This window comes from Kribbella sp. NPDC051137, assembly GCF_040682535.1.
GTDB classification, from domain to species: Bacteria; Actinomycetota; Actinomycetes; order Propionibacteriales; family Kribbellaceae; genus Kribbella; species Kribbella karoonensis.
The window spans coordinates 169,200-184,398 of the sequence record NZ_JBFBBI010000005.1; the positions used below are offsets into that span (position 1 = coordinate 169,200).

General features: G+C 68.1%; 15 protein-coding genes and 1 riboswitch. Of the genes, 10 read left to right on the forward strand and 5 right to left on the reverse strand.

The features are described 5' to 3' along the window. Window positions 1-87: 87 nt before the first annotated feature. Window positions 88-1,329: an alpha/beta hydrolase gene (locus AB0M51_RS26780; RefSeq protein ID WP_363750980.1), complete on the reverse strand. Its 1,242-nt coding sequence runs from the start codon at window positions 1,327-1,329 to the stop codon at window positions 88-90. A 93-nt stretch (window positions 1,330-1,422) separates the two neighbouring features. Between AB0M51_RS26780 and AB0M51_RS26785 the strand changes: the two genes are divergently transcribed. From AB0M51_RS26785 to AB0M51_RS26820, 8 genes are all read left to right on the forward strand, one after another. Continuing rightward, window positions 1,423-3,582 carry an RNA degradosome polyphosphate kinase gene (locus AB0M51_RS26785; RefSeq protein ID WP_344200729.1) on the forward strand — a complete coding sequence of 720 codons (2,160 nt, stop codon included), beginning with the start codon at window positions 1,423-1,425 and terminating at the stop codon, window positions 3,580-3,582. Window positions 3,583-3,598: 16 nt separating this feature from the next. Continuing rightward, entirely contained in the window at window positions 3,599-4,477 is an 879-nt protein-coding gene (locus AB0M51_RS26790; protein WP_363750982.1) for an NUDIX domain-containing protein, read from the forward strand. A gap of 151 nt (window positions 4,478-4,628) precedes the next feature. Next, entirely contained in the window at window positions 4,629-5,093 is a 465-nt protein-coding gene (locus AB0M51_RS26795) for a bifunctional nuclease family protein (RefSeq protein ID WP_344200318.1), read from the forward strand. A 226-nt stretch (window positions 5,094-5,319) separates the two neighbouring features. After that, entirely contained in the window at window positions 5,320-6,441 is a 1,122-nt protein-coding gene (pstS, locus tag AB0M51_RS26800; RefSeq protein WP_344200320.1) for a phosphate ABC transporter substrate-binding protein PstS, read from the forward strand. A gap of 368 nt (window positions 6,442-6,809) precedes the next feature. Then, window positions 6,810-7,808, forward strand: coding sequence for a phosphate ABC transporter permease subunit PstC (gene pstC / locus AB0M51_RS26805; protein ID WP_344200731.1), 999 nt, complete (start codon window positions 6,810-6,812; stop codon window positions 7,806-7,808). Continuing rightward, a complete protein-coding gene (gene pstA, locus AB0M51_RS26810) occupies window positions 7,805-8,725 on the forward strand; it encodes a phosphate ABC transporter permease PstA (RefSeq protein WP_344200323.1) in 921 nt (306 codons plus the stop codon). The genes pstC and pstA overlap by 4 nt, the downstream gene beginning before the upstream one ends. A gap of 20 nt (window positions 8,726-8,745) precedes the next feature. Then, window positions 8,746-9,522, forward strand: a complete 777-nt coding sequence (gene pstB, locus AB0M51_RS26815) for a phosphate ABC transporter ATP-binding protein PstB (protein WP_344200326.1) — start codon at window positions 8,746-8,748, stop codon at window positions 9,520-9,522. A 97-nt stretch (window positions 9,523-9,619) separates the two neighbouring features. Continuing rightward, a complete protein-coding gene (locus tag AB0M51_RS26820; RefSeq protein WP_344200329.1) occupies window positions 9,620-10,150 on the forward strand; it encodes a DUF4190 domain-containing protein in 531 nt (176 codons plus the stop codon). A 36-nt stretch (window positions 10,151-10,186) separates the two neighbouring features. On the opposite strand, the gene AB0M51_RS26825 is transcribed toward AB0M51_RS26820, so the two are convergent. Next, complete coding sequence (locus tag AB0M51_RS26825; protein ID WP_344200332.1) at window positions 10,187-10,627, reverse strand: DUF2752 domain-containing protein; 441 nt, start codon at window positions 10,625-10,627, stop codon at window positions 10,187-10,189. 108 nt (window positions 10,628-10,735) lie between these two features. On the opposite strand from AB0M51_RS26825, the gene AB0M51_RS26830 reads away from it, so the two are divergent. Together AB0M51_RS26830 and AB0M51_RS26835 are read left to right on the forward strand one after the other, a co-directional pair. Then, window positions 10,736-11,503, forward strand: coding sequence for an RDD family protein (locus AB0M51_RS26830; RefSeq protein ID WP_344200334.1), 768 nt, complete (start codon window positions 10,736-10,738; stop codon window positions 11,501-11,503). 226 nt (window positions 11,504-11,729) lie between these two features. Continuing rightward, window positions 11,730-12,176, forward strand: a complete 447-nt coding sequence (locus AB0M51_RS26835) for an RDD family protein (RefSeq protein ID WP_344200336.1) — start codon at window positions 11,730-11,732, stop codon at window positions 12,174-12,176. Window positions 12,177-12,180: 4 nt separating this feature from the next. Here AB0M51_RS26835 and AB0M51_RS26840 read toward each other — a convergent pair whose 3' ends face one another. The 3 genes from AB0M51_RS26840 to thiC all read right to left on the reverse strand — a co-directional run bounded on the left by AB0M51_RS26840 (window position 12,181) and on the right by thiC (window position 15,071). Then, window positions 12,181-12,735, reverse strand: coding sequence for a hypothetical protein (locus AB0M51_RS26840; protein WP_344200339.1), 555 nt, complete (start codon window positions 12,733-12,735; stop codon window positions 12,181-12,183). Then, on the reverse strand, window positions 12,732-13,256 hold the full coding sequence (locus tag AB0M51_RS26845; protein WP_344200342.1) for a transposase: 525 nt from the start codon (window positions 13,254-13,256) through the stop codon (window positions 12,732-12,734). Before AB0M51_RS26845 ends, AB0M51_RS26840 begins: the two co-directional genes overlap by 4 nt. Window positions 13,257-13,469: 213 nt before the next feature. Next, window positions 13,470-15,071 (reverse strand): phosphomethylpyrimidine synthase ThiC, encoded by a 1,602-nt coding sequence (thiC, locus tag AB0M51_RS26850; RefSeq protein ID WP_344200345.1) that lies wholly within the window; start codon window positions 15,069-15,071, stop codon window positions 13,470-13,472. Next, window positions 15,063-15,193, reverse strand: a riboswitch (TPP riboswitch). It overlaps the preceding gene by 9 nt. Window positions 15,194-15,199 lie beyond the last annotated feature (6 nt).

Below are 15,199 nucleotides of genomic sequence, written 5' to 3' on the forward strand. Positions count from 1 at the left end.
GGCTTCGTCGTCGGGTGGACACAGGCGGGCGATTGCCTGGGGTCCGTGCAGGCTTCTGCGACGCCGTACACCTTGTCTGTCCAGGAGTTAGTGGAGTGCGTCTCTCAGAAATTTGGTGAGGTGGGTGTGGGCTTTGCGGGTGGTGCCGGGGACGGTGAGGAGGTTGGTGTGGCCGTGGGGGAGGGTGGGGTGGTGGATGTGGGTTAGTTGGTTGCCGGCGGTTTGGAGGGCTTGGGCGTATTCGCGGCCTTCGTCGCGGAGGGGGTCGAAGCCGGCGGTGGTGAGGTAGGTCGGGGGGAGGCCGGTGAGGTCTTCGGCGCGGAGGGGGGAGACGATCGGGTCGGGGCGGAGGGTGGGGTCGGGGGTGTACATGTCGCGGTACCAGATGATGTCTTCCTCCGTGAGGATGAAGCCTTCGGAGAAGAGGTCTCGGCTGGGGCGGCGGGCCACCAGGTCGACGCCTGGGTAGAGGAGGACCTGGAGGGCCGGTCGCGGGAGGTTTCTCAGGACCGTTTGCTGGGCTACCACGGCGGCGAGGTTGCCGCCGGCGCTGTCGCCGCCGACGGCTACCAGGGCGGGGTCGACACCGAGGTCTTCGGCGTGGTCGACGGCCCACGTGAAGGCCGCGATCGCGTCCTCGGCGGCGGTCGGGGCGGGGGCCTCCGGGGCCAGGCGGTAGTCCACGGAGAGGACGCGGATCCCGGCCTCGGCGGCGATCGAGCGGCAGACCGCGTCGTGGGTGTCGAGGTCGCCGACCACCCACCCGCCGCCGTGGAAGAACACCAGCAGACCACGTCCGATCCCGTCGTGGGACCGCCGATCCGCCGCAACACCAGACGCGTCTCCCGCCGCCGCCTCGCCGGCCCCGGCCGAGCTGTCAGGTCCGTCGGGTCCCTCACGTCCGGCGCCTCCAGCGGATCCGGCGGATCCGGCGGGTTCGGCTGAGGCGGCGGGTTCGACTCGGGCGGCGGGTTCGGCTGGGGTGGTGGGGCGGGGGGTGTAGAGGCGGGCGCCTAGTTGGCCGGCGGCGCCTCGGACGGTCAGGTCGGTTACTCGTTGTACTTCGGGAGGTGTGCCGGGGATCAGTCTGCACAGTTGGCGGAAGTGGGCGCGGGCGGTCGCGGCGTCGGTCTTGGTTGTGTGGGGCAACAGGTTGTCGAGGCGCAGGAGCAGTTGGATGTCCGGGTCGAGGGTGTTGCCGTCGATCTGGATCGGTGCGCCGGCGAGGCGTCGGCGTACGGCGGCGGGCAGCGCGTACAGCGGCGCCAGCGCGTTCGCCTGTACGGCGTTCAGCTTGTCCCGCAGTACCGAGTCCAGTCGTAGGTCCACAAGGAGTGACGCTAGCAAGAGCCTCCGGCAGGCAACGAAAACGTCACATTCGGCAACGCGCGGACGGCTACCCGTTGTTCACCAAAGGGTGGGATCCTTGTCGATGTGGCTGGAGATTTGCTGGCGTCCCACAACCGGGAGTACGACGTAGAACCGCCGTACGACATCAACGCGGCCGGCGACCTCCCGGAAGACCGGTTCTCGGACCGGGAGCTGAGCTGGCTGGCGTTCAACCAGCGGGTCCTGGAGCTCGCGGAGGACGACCAGATCCCGCTGCTGGAGCGGGCCAAGTTCCTGGCGATCTTCGCCAGCAACCTGGACGAGTTCTACATGGTCCGGATCGCCGGCCTGAAGCGCCGGATCGCGGCCGGCGTCGCGGTCCGGGCGGCCAGCGGGCTGCTGCCCCGGGAGGTGCTGGACCGCAGCCTGGCGAAGAGCCGTGAGCTGATGGACCGGCACGCGGAGACCTGGCGGAAGTCGGTGCAGCCGGCGCTGACCGAGCAGGGCATCGAGATCCTGCGCTGGGACGAGCTGGAGCACAGCGAGCGCGAGGACATGACCCGGTTCTTCCGGGACCGGATCTTCCCGGTGCTGACGCCGCTGGCGGTGGACCCGTCGCACCCGTTCCCGTACATCTCCGGCCTGAGCCTGAACCTGGCGGTCGTGGTCCGGAACCCGGACACCGGCGGCGAGCACTTCGCCCGGGTGAAGGTGCCCCCGCTGCTCCCCCGGTTCGTGAACGTCGCGGACGGCCGGTTCGTACCGCTGGAAGACGTCATCGCCACCCACCTGGGCCAGCTGTTCCCGGGGATGGAGGTGATCCAGCAGCACACGTTCCGGGTGACCCGCAACGAGGACCTCGAGGTCGAGGAGGACGACGCGGAGAACCTGCTGGCGGCCCTGGAGAAGGAGCTGCTGCGCAGGAGGTTCGGTCCGCCGGTCCGGCTCGAGGTGGAGGAGTCGATCGACCCGCAGGTGAAGGCGCTGTTGCTGTCCGAGCTCGGCGTCACCGAGGCGGAGGTGTTCGAGCTCCCCGGCCCGCTGGACCTGCGCGGCCTGTTCGCGATCGCGAGCCTGGACCGGGCCGAGCTGAAGTACCCGGCGTTCGTACCGTCGACGCACCCGCACCTGTCCGAGGTGGAGACGGCCAACCCGGCCGACATGTTCCACGCGCTCAAGCAGCGCGACGTCCTGGTCCACCACCCGTACGACTCGTTCTCGACGAGCGTGCAGCGCTTCATCGAGCAGGCCGCCGCGGACCCGCACGTGCTGGCGATCAAGCAGACGCTGTACCGGACCAGCGGCGACTCCCCGATCGTCGACGCCCTGATCGACGCGGCCGAGGCCGGTAAGCAGGTCCTGGTGCTGGTCGAGATCCAGGCGCGGTTCGACGAGCAGGCCAACATCAAGTGGGCCCGCCAGCTCGAGCATGCCGGGTGCCATGTCGTGTACGGCGTGATCGGCCTGAAGACGCACTGCAAGCTGTCGATGGTCGTCCGCGACGAGCCGGACGGACTGCGCCGGTACGCGCACATCGGCACCGGCAACTACCACCCGAAGACGGCCAGGCTCTACGAGGACCTGGGGCTGCTGACCAGCGACAAGGTGGTCACCGAGGACGTAGCGCTGCTGTTCAACCACCTGTCCGGGTTCGGTCGCAGCGCGGGCTACCGGCGGATCCTGGTCGCTCCCCAGTCGGTCCGGCGGGGACTCGTCGAGCGGATCGACCGCGAGATCCAGCACCACCACGCGGGCCGTCCGGCGCGGATCCGGATCAAGGTGAACAGCCTGGTCGACGAGGCGTTGTGCGACGCGCTGTACCGGGCGTCGCAGGCCGGCGTACCGGTGGACTTGTGGATCCGGGGCATCTGCACGCTGCGTCCCGGCGTACCGGGGCTGTCGGAGAACATCCAGGTCCGCAGCATCCTGGGACGCTTCCTCGAGCACAGCCGGGTGTTCCTGTTCGAGAACGGCGGCGAACCGGAGGTGTGGATCGGTTCCGCCGACCTCATGCACCGGAACCTGGACCGCCGCGTCGAGGTGCTCGTGCAACTGAAGGAGCCGGACCACGTCACCGAACTGGGCGAGATGTTCGACCTGGCGATGGACGACGGCACCGGCTCCTGGTGGTTGCAGCCCGACGACAGCTGGCAGCCCCGGCTGAACGGTGCCGACGGTACGCCGCTGCGTGACCTGCAGGAGCGGCTGATCGCGACCCGCGGCCGCCGGCGTACGTCGGACCCGATCAGCTGACCCCTAGGGTGTTTGTATGAGCAACCCGGCGACCGTTATCGCCGCGGGAGGTGTCGTCTGGCGGGAACGCGGCGACACCCGGCAGGTGCTGCTGGTGCACCGCCCCCGGTACGACGACTGGTCACTGCCCAAGGGCAAGCTGACCGCGCACGAGCACGTCCTGCTCGGCGCGCAGCGGGAGATCGAGGAGGAGACCGGGCAGCGCGTGGTGTTCGGCCCGCCGCTCGGTGTGCAGCGGTACGCGATCCGCAAGAACGGCGGTACGGCGGAGAAGCTCGTGCACTACTGGTCCGCCGTACCGGTCGACGACGGGGGCTTCGAGCCGAACGACGAAGTGGACCAGATCAGCTGGCTCAGCGTCGACAAGGCCCGCGGCAGGCTCAGCTACCCGCGTGACGTGGACATTCTGGACGCACTCGCGCGCGTGGTGCCTGTGGTCGCGACGGTGGTCGTCGTACGGCACGCGGACGCGGTGAAGCGCAAGGACTGGGACGGCAAGGACTCGCTCCGTCCGCTCAGCGATCCGGGTACCGCGGTGGCGGAGCGGCTCACCGGCGTGCTCCAGACACTCGGCGCGAACAGGATCATCAGCAGCGACGCGGAGCGCTGCGTCGCCACGGTCACGCCGTACGCCGCCTCGATCGACCGCCGGGTCCACCTGTGGCCGGAGATCTCCGAGCGCGGGTACGACGCGGACCCGGACGGCCTGCGCGGTCTCGCGGAGCGGGTGTGGCGCCCGGGCAAGGTGACCGTTGTCTGCTCGCATCGCCCGGTGCTGCCGGCGCTGTCCCGCGAACTGGGCCTCAAGGTGGGCAAGTTCGCCACCGGCGCGTTCCTGGTCGCCCACCGCCTCCAGGACGGCCGCGTGGTCACCGAGCGGTTCGGCGCGCCTTAGCTAGCTGTGGCGACACGGCTGGGTGACGATCGCGGTACGGCGGCAGGGGCGTCCGGGTGACACTGGAGGTGACGGGTATGTTCCTACCCGAGGAACCGGCGTCCCACCGGGTGCCGGTCTGAGGAGAGGTTCGGGGCGCACCATGACGATGATGCGAGAACTGACACTGATCGGGATCCGGATGGAATCGCCCAACCGGGCCCCGGTGATGATGCTGCGCGAGACCGAGGGCTACCGCTACCTGCCGATCTCGATCGGTTCGGTCGAGGCGACGGCGATCGCCTACGAGGAGCAGGGCCTGCGTCCGTCGCGCCCGCTCACCCACGACCTGATGCGCGACCTGATCCAGGCGTTCGACGTACACATCGAGGCGGTCGAGATCGTCGAGCTCCGGGACGCGGTGTTCTACGCGGAGCTCGTGCTCGCCAACGGCGTCCGGGTCTCGGCCAGACCGAGCGACTCGGTGGCGCTCGCGGTCCGCCTGGGTACGCCGATCCGCTGCACCGAAGAGGTACTACGGGAGGCCGGCGTCGCCACTCCCGAGGAGGAGCAGGCCGAGCTGGAGCGCTTCCGGCAGTTCCTGGACGGGGTAGCCCCGGAAGACTTCTCCAGCTGATGCGCTGAGCGTTACCGAAACGTGAGCAAATGAGTGTCCCCTTGAACGGAGAGTGACGGCTCTTAACTCAGTTCACCTGTTGGCCGCCTGTCGGCACGCCATCCGTCGCGCACGCTACCGGAACCGTTCACCGCTCGTTCACCAGCGACGGACCGCCGCGTCACCTGGTCTCCCTACCGTCTGTGGAAGTTCAGAAGTCTGATTCCCGCAGAAGGGCAACACTCTCGTGTCCGTCAACCGCCTGTTCCGCGTCGGCTCCGTCGCCGTGGCTTCCATCGGCGTCCTCGCGCTCAGCGCGTGCGGCAGCGACCCCCAGTCGTCGTCCGGCTCGTCCTCGCCGTCGGCCGGATCGTCGTCCAGCGCCGAGGCCGACTGCCCGAAGGGCACCCTGAATGCTGAGGGCTCCACGGCGCAGAAGAACGCCATCGAGGAAATCATCAGCAAGTACAACGAGAAGTGCGCCGACGTCACGGTGAACTACAACCCGACCGGTTCCGGCGCGGGGATCAAGCAGTTCAACGCGAACCAGGTGGACTTCGCCGGTTCGGACTCGGCGCTGAAGCCGGACGAGATGACCGCGGCCACCAAGCGCTGCGGCGGCAACCCGGCGATCGACCTGCCGATGGTGGTCGGCCCGATCGCGATCGCGTACAACGTCGACGGCGTGTCGAAGCTGGTCCTGGACGGCCCGACCGCGGCGAAGATCTTCGCGGGCACGATCAAGACCTGGAACGACCCGGCGATCGCCAAGCTGAACTCCGGCGTCACGTTGCCGTCGGCTCCGATCTCGGTGTTCTTCCGTTCCGACGAGTCCGGCACCACGGAGAACTTCAGCAAGTACCTGAAGGCCGCCGGCGGTGGCGCGTGGACCAAGGAGCCCGCCAAGAAGTGGGCCGGCACCGGATCCGGCAAGGAGAAGTCCTCCGGCGTCGCGGAGGCCGTGAAGAGCACCAAGAACTCGATCACCTACGACGAGTGGTCGTACGCGATCGACAACAAGCTCGGCATCGCGCTGATCGACAACGGCTCCGGCGCTCCGGTCGAGCTGTCCGCCGAGTCCGCCGGCAAGGCGCTCGCCGCGGCCAAGCCGGCCGACGCGACCGGCAAGGACCTGGCGCTGAAGCTGGACTACGCGACCAAGGCCGCGGGCACCTACCCGATCGTCCTGGTCACCTACGAGATCGCCTGCACCAAGGGTCTCCCGGCCGACAAGACCGCGATGGTGAAGAGCTTCCTGAGCTACTTCGCGAGCTCCGAGGGCCAGTCGTCGCTGACCGACCTGAACTACGGCCAGCTGCCGTCCGAGGTCCAGACGAAGGTCGCCGCCGCGATCCAGGCGATCAGCTGATCGCGAGGCAGTACTGATGCGAGCCCCGGCCGGTCCGAGTCATCGGAGGCGGCCGGGGCTCGTGCCACGGAAGAGACCAGACGTCACACGTCACGACTCAGGCGCTTGGAGCACCATCGATGAGTAGTCCAGACGGCACGGCACCGCCCGACCGGCCGGACGGCGCGGCCACCGGCCGGACCGATCCCGCGATCGAGGATCTGGTCCACGAGGACGCCGGCCCGACCCCGCGGTTCGGCGGGTTGGCCGCCGAACACGCCGAGCACGAGGCAACACAGCAGTCCACCGAGGTACTGACCGAGTCCGGCGTCGAGAGCACGGAAGGTACGCCGGTCACGCCCGCCGCGAAGGCCGGCGACGACCGTGCGCTGGCCCTCGGCCCGGTCGGTCACCTGGGCGACCGGTTGTTCGGCGGGCTGGCCCGCGGCTCCGGCGGCCTGGTGGTCCTGATCGTCGCGTTCGTCGGCATCTTCCTGCTGGCGCTGGCGATCCCGGCGCTGGCCGGGGACAAGAGCAACTTCCTGTTCTCCCGGGTCTGGAACCCGGGCGGCGACAACCCGCAGTTCGGCATCGCCGCGCTCTTCTACACCACCGTGGTGAGCTCGATCATCGCGATGCTGATCGCGGTACCGATCGCGGTCGGCGTCGCGTTGTTCGTCACGTACTACGCCCCGAAGCGGCTGGCCGCTCCGGTCGCGCACGCCGTCGACCTGCTGGCCGCCGTACCGTCGATCATCTACGGCCTGTGGGGCATCCTGTTCTTCGCGCCGATCCTGCGCCCGGTGATCACGGGGGTCTCCGACGCGCTCGGCTGGATCCCGCTGTTCAAGGCACCGGCCGGCGGTGACGTCGGCGTCGTCTTCACGGCCTCGGTGGTGCTGGCGATCATGATCCTGCCGGTGGTCACCGCGATCAGCCGGGAGATCTTCGCGCAGACTCCGATCGCGCACCGCGAGGGCGCCCTGGCGCTCGGCGCCACCAAGTGGGAGATGATCCGGATGGCCGTGCTGCCGTACGGACGCTCCGGTGTGGTCAGCGCCTCGATGCTCGGTCTGGGCCGGGCCCTCGGTGAGACCGTCGCCGTACTGATCATCCTGTCGGTGCCGAACGCCAACGACCCGTGGAACTCGTCGATCTTCGCCGGTGGCGAGACGTTCGCGTCGAAGATCGCCAACAACGCCGCCGAGTTCGACTCACCGGAGAAGACCGGCGCGTACATCGCGGCCGGTCTGGTGCTGTTCGTGGTGACTTTCCTGGTCAACTCGATCGCGCGGATCATCGTCGAACGCAGCGCCCCGGGCGCGCGGCGGACCCGCCGCAACCGGCGCGCCGGTTCGTCCACTGCTGCCGAAGGAGCCGGCTCATGACCACTGCGACAGCCGACAAGGCGGCGTACGACGGCAAGGTCCTGGACCTGTCCGGCAAGTCCGGTGTCCGGGCGTTCAAGAACACCCTCGCGACCGTGCTGATGGTGCTGGCCTTCGTGCTGGCGATGATCCCGCTGCTGTGGATCCTCTACACGGTCGTCACCAAGGGCTATCACCTGATCCTGAACGCGGACTGGTGGAACCAGTCGCAACGCGGCATCACCGTGCGCCGCGAGGGCGGCGGCGCGTACCACGCGATCATGGGCACCTTGATCATGGGCCTGATCACCGCCGTGATCGCGGTGCCGATCGCGGTCCTCGCCGCGGTCTACCTGGTCGAGTACGCCAAGGGGACCCGGGCCGCCCGGGTGGTCAGCTTCATGATCGACATCCTCACCGGTGTCCCGTCGATCGTCGCCGCGCTGTTCGTCTACGCGGTCTGGATCACGGTGTTCGGCTTCAACCGGGTCGGTTTCGCGGTGTCGCTGTCGCTGGTGCTGCTGATGCTCCCGGTCGTACTGCGATCCACCGAAGAGATGCTCAAACTGGTGCCCGACGAGTTGCGGGAGGCGTCGTACGCGCTCGGCGTGCCGAAGTGGAAGACGATCCTGAAGGTCGTCGTACCGACCGCGTTCGGCGGCATCGTCACCGGCGTGATGCTCGGTCTGGCCCGGGTGATGGGTGAGACCGCGCCGCTGCTGATCCTGGTCGGGTACTCGAAGAACATCAACCTGAACCCGTTCAGCGGCTTCATGGGCGCCCTGCCGACGATGATCAACCAGGACCGCAACGACATGGCGCTGCAGCCGGCCAACGACCGCGTCTGGGCGGCGGCGCTCACGCTGATCCTGCTGGTCCTCGTCCTCAACCTGCTGGCCCGGGTCGTCGCCCGGTTCAGCGCCGTCAAGTCGAAATAGCGAGAGGTTCCTTTTCCGTTATGGCTAAGCGCATCGAGGTCAGCGGCCTCAACGTCTACTACGGCGACTTCAAGGCCGTCGAGGACGTGTCGATGACGATCGAGCCCCGCTCGGTCACCGCGTTCATCGGCCCGTCCGGCTGCGGCAAGTCCACCTTCCTGCGGACCCTGAACCGGATGCACGAGGTGATTCCCGGCGCCCGCGTCGAGGGCAAGGTGACACTGGACCAGCAGGACCTGTACGGCAGCGGGGTCGACCCGGTCGCGGTCCGCCGCGTCGTAGGCATGGTCTTCCAGCGGCCGAACCCGTTCCCGACGATGTCGATCTTCGACAACGTCGCGTCCGGCCTGAAGCTGAACGGTGTCAAGGACAAGAAGAAGCTCACCCAGGTGGTCGAGGAGTCCCTGAAGGGCGCCAACCTCTGGAACGAGGTCAAGGACCGCCTCGACAAGCCCGGTGCGGGCCTGTCCGGCGGTCAGCAGCAGCGGCTCTGCATCGCCCGGGCGATCGCGGTCGAGCCCGAGGTGATCCTGATGGACGAGCCGTGCTCGGCCCTGGACCCGATCTCCACGCTGGCGATCGAAGACCTGATCGAGAAGCTGAAGGACCGGTTCACGGTTGTCATCGTCACGCACAACATGCAGCAGGCGGCCCGGGTCTCCGACCAGACCGCGTTCTTCAACCTGGCGGCCACCGGGAAACCGGGGCGGCTGATCGAGATGGCCCCGACCAAGCAGATCTTCTCCAACCCCACCGAGAAGGCGACCGAGGACTACATCACCGGCCGTTTCGGCTGATCCACCGCGCCCTGGCCCTCGGAGTGGGGGCATGACTGCGAACCTGTGGGAAAGATAGGCTTCGCTGATTCCACGACGTTCTCAGAAGGGAACCGCGGTGAGCACACCGACGCCACCTCCCGGCGACGACCAGAACAACCCGAACGGACCGGAGGGCTATCCCGGGCAGCAGCCGGGTCAGTACGGCCAGCCTGGTCAGCCAGGTCAACCGGGCTACGGCCAGCAGCCCGGTTACGGTCAGCAGGAGCCTGGTGGCTACGGGCAGCAACAGCCCGGTGCCTACGGCCAGCAGCAGCCCGGTGGGTACGGGCAGCAGCAGCCTGGCGGCTATGGCCAGCAGCCCGGCGGCTACGGTCAGCAGCCCGGCGGCTACGGCCAGTACCCCGGTGGGAACGCCGGCTACGGTGCCACCGCGCCGCCGAGCAACACACCGAGGATCCTGTCGATCATCGGCATCGTCTGCTGGTTCTGCTGTTCCCCGGCCGCGATCATCCTGGGCTTCATCGCGCAGGGAAAGTTCCGCGAGCAGGGTCAGCCCGACACGCTGGCGCGGGTCGCCTGGATCGGCGGCATCGTCGCGCTGATCATCGGCATCATCAGCACGATCGTCCGGCTGCAGAACCAGTAGGCAGCGCGGCGGGCGGCAACGGCCGCCCGCCCGTCGTCAGACCAGGTTGCGTGCCACGCCGTACACGATCAGCAGCGCGATGATGCCGTAGACCGTCCAGTCGGCGGCGCGGCGGCTCATCCGCAGCCGCGGCAGTCTGACCAGCCGGAGCGATTCGAGCGACCAGGCAAGCACTTGGTAGCCGACGGCAACGCCGATCAGCGGACCGAGCACGAAAACCACGGGGTTGAAGTGCCAGGCGCCGCCGAAGTCGCCGCGGAGCATGGCCGCGGCCATCCGCGTCGACCCGCAGAGCGGGCAGTTCAGGCCGGTGGTCGCGTGCAGGATGCACGGAATGCCGATCCGCTGACCGGACAACTGATACACGCCGGCGAGCAGGAAGCCGCCGACACCGACAGTTGTCAGGCCCCACACCCGGCGGTCCAGCGGCTGGACCGGACCGGTTGGCCGGAGGACGACGCTCTGCGAGACGCTCACAAACCCAAAGAGTATCTCTCAATACCAGGGATCCGTCGGCGGATCTGAGCCGTCCGACGATTAGCCTGCAACTCACTCCTCAATGCACTAACGCCAGAAGGGATCGTCGTGAGCACTCCGACGCCACCGCCGGGTTACGGCCCGCAGGACCCCCAGCAGCCCGGTCAGCCGGGCCAGTACGGGCAGCAGCCCGGACAGGGTCAGTACGGTCAACAGCCCGGACAGCCGGGACAGTACGGCCAGCAGCCCGGGTACGGGCAGCAGCAGCCGGGCTATGGGCAGCAGCCGGGCTACGGCCAGCAGCCTGGGCAGCCGGGGCAGTACGGGCAGCAGCCTGGGTACGGCCAGCAGCCTGGCTACGGGCAGCAGCCGGGTTACGGTCAGCAGCCGGGACAGTACGGGCAGCAGCCCGGCTTCCCCGGACAGCCCGGGCAGTACGGGCAGGCCGGCTACGGGTACGGCGGTGCGCCGTCGGGTCAACTGGCGAGCTGGCCGCTGCGTGTCGGCGGCTACCTGATCGACGGTTTCATCGTCGGAATCCCGAGCGGTATCGGCAACGCGCTGAACAGCGGCAACAACACGGGTCTGAGCATCGTCAGCCTGATCCTGTCGCTGATCGGTATCGGCCTGTTCGTCTACAACCGCTGGATCCAGCAGGGCCAGACCGGCCAGACCTGGGGCAAGAAGATCGTCAACATCAAGCTGGTCGGCGCCGACACCGGTCAGCCGCTCGGCATCGGCAAGACGATCCTGCGCGACATCACCCACATCCTCGACGCCCTGCCGTGCTACCTGGGCTTCCTGTGGCCGCTGTGGGACGAGAAGAAGCAGACGTTCGCGGACAAGATCAACAACTCGTACGTCGTCAAGGTCTGACCGCACCGACAGCTCCCGGACGCCGTGGCCTGCAACTGGCCGCGGCGTCCGATGCTTTCCCAGCAGAAGGGAATCTCGGATGAGCACACCGGGGTACGGCCAACAGCCCTACGGACAGCAGCCTCACGGTCAGCAGCCGTACGGACAGCAGCCATATGGTCAGCAGCCATACGGACAGCCCTATGGTCAGCCTTATGGGCAGCTTGGTTATGGGTACGGGGCGCCGGTGCCGCCGTTGGCGGACTGGTTGCCGCGGGTGGGCGCGTCGTTGATCGACGGCCTGATCACCGGGGTTCCCATCCTGCTCGGGTACGGGGCGATGATCGGGGCGGCCATCAGTCAGTCGGCCAACGATTCGGCGGACGACTCGATGCCGCCGTTGGTCGGAATCGTGTTCCTGGTCTGCTTCGCGGCGAGCCTCGGACTGGGTCTGTGGAACCGGGTGTTCCGCCAGGGCAAGACCGGCCAGAGCGTAGGCAAGAGCGTCCTCCATCTCCGGCTGGTCGACTCCAGAACCGGCCAGCCCATCGGAGCCGGCCGCGCGTTCCTCCGCGAGTTTCTGAGCGGCATCTTCAACAACGCCTGCTTCTTCGACTCCCTGTGGCCGCTCTGGGACGACCAGAAGCAGACCTGGCACGACAAGGTCGTCAACACGTACGTCGTGCGGACGTAAGGCGTCAGTGGGAGCGTAGGAGTCCTGCGCAGGTGACTGCCCAGAGGACACTGGTGAAGGTGCCGATGATGAACCGTTCGGCAACGGCCTGCGGCGTGACGGAGGCGGGCTGATCCGGGCTGCGCAGTTCCGGGTACCTGGCCAGTCCCTTGATGGCCAGCACGATCGCAATGCCCTCCGGCCAGCCCGACACCAGTGACGCGTAGATGGCCAGTCGTTCGAGCGCACCGATCAGCGCGCCTCCACGCAGTACCTCTCCGGCTTTCTGCGTCGACTGGGCGTGTGTGCTCCGTCTGTCCGCCAAAGCCAGCACAGACGTCGTCAGCGGGCCTCCCCCGGCCACTGCGAGCCCTCCTGCGACCAGGAGCAGCACGTCCCACCAGTGCTCGGCCCAGCCCGCCACACCGTCGTTGACGAGCAGCAGTACGCCGACAGCAGCCAAGCAGGCGAGCATGACGCCGCTGATGGCGATCTCGAAGTTGGACCCCGACTTGGGGATCCACGCCAGTACTGCGAGAACAAGCGCGACCGCGGTCAGCGAGAGGACCAGCGCCGTCACGCAGCAACCCCCTGGCCGAGGAGGTCCGCCGCAAGTACCCGTCCGCGCTGTTCCTCGACGACACCGGCCGCCTGGGCGCGTTGGGTCACTGCCGACTGGCTGATGCCGAGTTTCACGCCGATCTCCCGCCTGGTGAGTCCTTCGGCCAACAGGTCGGCCACGGCCCACCCGCGCTCGCTACGGCGTCGCAGTACGGACGCCATCAACCACAGCACCGTTTCCACCTGCTCTGCGCCGTGCGGGTCCGCTCCGACCACGTTCACGTGGTGAGGGCTCGACTTGGCCCGCGTCACCGCCTCCCGGGCGAACACGAACGCGTCACCGCTACCGGCCCTGGTACTGCGCGGCAGCGGCTCGGTGACGTCGCCGATGCCGAGGCCGACGTACCAGCTGTCCGACCGCAGCAGCTCGACGATCACGTCGACGGTCGCACGGGCCTCGTCCAGCACACCCTGCACCTCGTCCCCGGCGGTCCGCTCGAACCTGCGCAACAGCCCGGTACGCCGCGGCCGATGGTTCAAGGACGTCAGTAGCTCGGGTACGAGATCACTCGTGCTTCGGCTGCCCCGCTGATCTACCGTGAGAACGAAGACCATCGCCCGTACCTCCTTCCGACGGGTTAAGGCTACAGCCTTATTTACGCAGAGTGAAGGCCAAAACCTGAACCGATTCACCCCGATCACTCCCCGTGTCCGGCCCGGGAGGACGGCTCCCGGGCCGGATGCGAGCGCCGCTCAGTCCGCGATCGGCAGGTAGAGCTTCTGGTCGGCGGTGCGGAAGGTTTCGGACATCTCCGCGAAGCCGGCCTCGATTGCTTCCGTCGAGGTCAGGCCGCGTTCCTCGGCGTACTTGCGGATGTCGGCGGTGATGCGCATCGAGCAGAACTTCGGGCCGCACATCGAGCAGAAGTGCGCGGTCTTCGCGGGCTCGGCGGGCAGCGTCTCGTCGTGGAAGGACCGTGCGGTGTCCGGATCCAGCGAGAGGTTGAACTGGTCCTCCCAGCGGAACTCGAACCTCGCCTTCGACAACGCGTCGTCCCAGGCCTGCGCACCGGGATGGCCCTTCGCCAGATCGGCCGCGTGGGCAGCGATCTTGTACGTGATCACCCCGGTCTTCACGTCGTCACGGTCCGGCAGCCCCAGGTGTTCCTTGGGCGTGACATAGCAGAGCATCGCCGTGCCCAGCCAGCCGATCTGGGCGGCTCCGATCGCCGACGTGATGTGGTCGTACGCCGGCGCCACATCGGTTGCCAGCGGCCCCAAGGTGTAGAACGGCGCCTCACCGCAGAGCTCCTCCTCGAGCCGCACGTTCTCCGCGATCTTGTGCATCGGCACATGTCCCGGCCCCTCGATCATCACCTGGACGTCGTGCTCCCAGGCGATCCGGGTCAGCTCCCCGAGCGTCCGCAACTCGGCGAACTGCGCCTCGTCGTTGGCGTCCGCGATGCACCCCGGCCGCAGCCCGTCGCCGAGCGAGAACGTCACGTCGTACTCCCGCAAGATCTCGCACAACTCCGCGAAATGCGTGTACAGGAAGGACTCCTGGTGATGCGCGAGGCACCACGCGGCCATGATCGAACCGCCCCGCGACACGATCCCGGTGATCCGTCGCGCGGTCAGCGGCACGTACCGCAGGAGCACGCCGGCGTGCACGGTCATGTAGTCCACGCCCTGCTCGCACTGCTCGATCACGGTGTCGCGGTACACCTCCCACGACAGCGCCGCCGGATCGCCCTTCACCTTCTCCAGCGCCTGGTAGAGCGGCACCGTACCGATCGGCACCGGCGAGTTCCGCAGGATCCACTCCCGGGTCTCGTGGATGTTCTTCCCGGTGGACAGGTCCATCACCGTGTCCGCGCCCCACCGGGTCGCCCAGACGAGCTTCTCGACCTCCTCCTCGATCGAGGAGGACACCGCGGAGTTGCCGATGTTCGCGTTCACCTTCACCAGGAACTTCTTCCCGATGATCATCGGCTCGCTCTCCGGGTGGCAGCGGTTCGCCGGGATCACCGCGCGCCCGCGCGCCACCTCCGCCCGGACGAACTCCGGATCGAGCCCTTCCCGGACGGCGACGTACCGCATCTCCTCGGTGATCGTCCCGGCCCGCGCGTGGCCGAGCTGGGTACGCCGGTCGCGCCCGGCGATCCAGTCCCGCCGCAGCGGCGGCAGTCCCGCCTGTACGTCGATCCGCGCGGACGCGTCGGTGTACGGACCCGACGTGTCGTAGAGGTCGAAGTACTCGCCGTTGGTGAGATTGACGCGCCGCGCCGGCACGCCCAGCTCGCCGCGGCGGATCTTCTCCGACCCCGAGATCGGGCCGGTGCTGACATTGACCATGCTGCTGCTCCCTACGCCGGAATTACCCGGACAGGTTCTGCGGTCGGCGGCGCCGGCCAGGTCAGATTCCTGGGTCCAGCCGCCCTCTCAGCCCACTACGGTGCGAGCTCCCGCGGTCTGTAGTTGTC

Excerpts from the sequence above, each read along its gene's own strand:
- AB0M51_RS26790 (WP_363750982.1), top strand. The coding sequence starts at position 3,599 with ATGAGCAACCCGGCGACCGTTATCGCCGCGGGAGGTGTCGTCTGGCGG.
- AB0M51_RS26795 (WP_344200318.1), top strand. The coding sequence starts at position 4,629 with ATGCGAGAACTGACACTGATCGGGATCCGGATGGAATCGCCCAACCGG.
- pstA (WP_344200323.1), top strand. The coding sequence starts at position 7,805 with ATGACCACTGCGACAGCCGACAAGGCGGCGTACGACGGCAAGGTCCTG.
- pstB (WP_344200326.1), top strand. The coding sequence starts at position 8,746 with ATGGCTAAGCGCATCGAGGTCAGCGGCCTCAACGTCTACTACGGCGAC.
- thiC (WP_344200345.1), bottom strand. The coding sequence starts at position 15,071 with ATGGTCAATGTCAGCACCGGCCCGATCTCGGGGTCGGAGAAGATCCGC.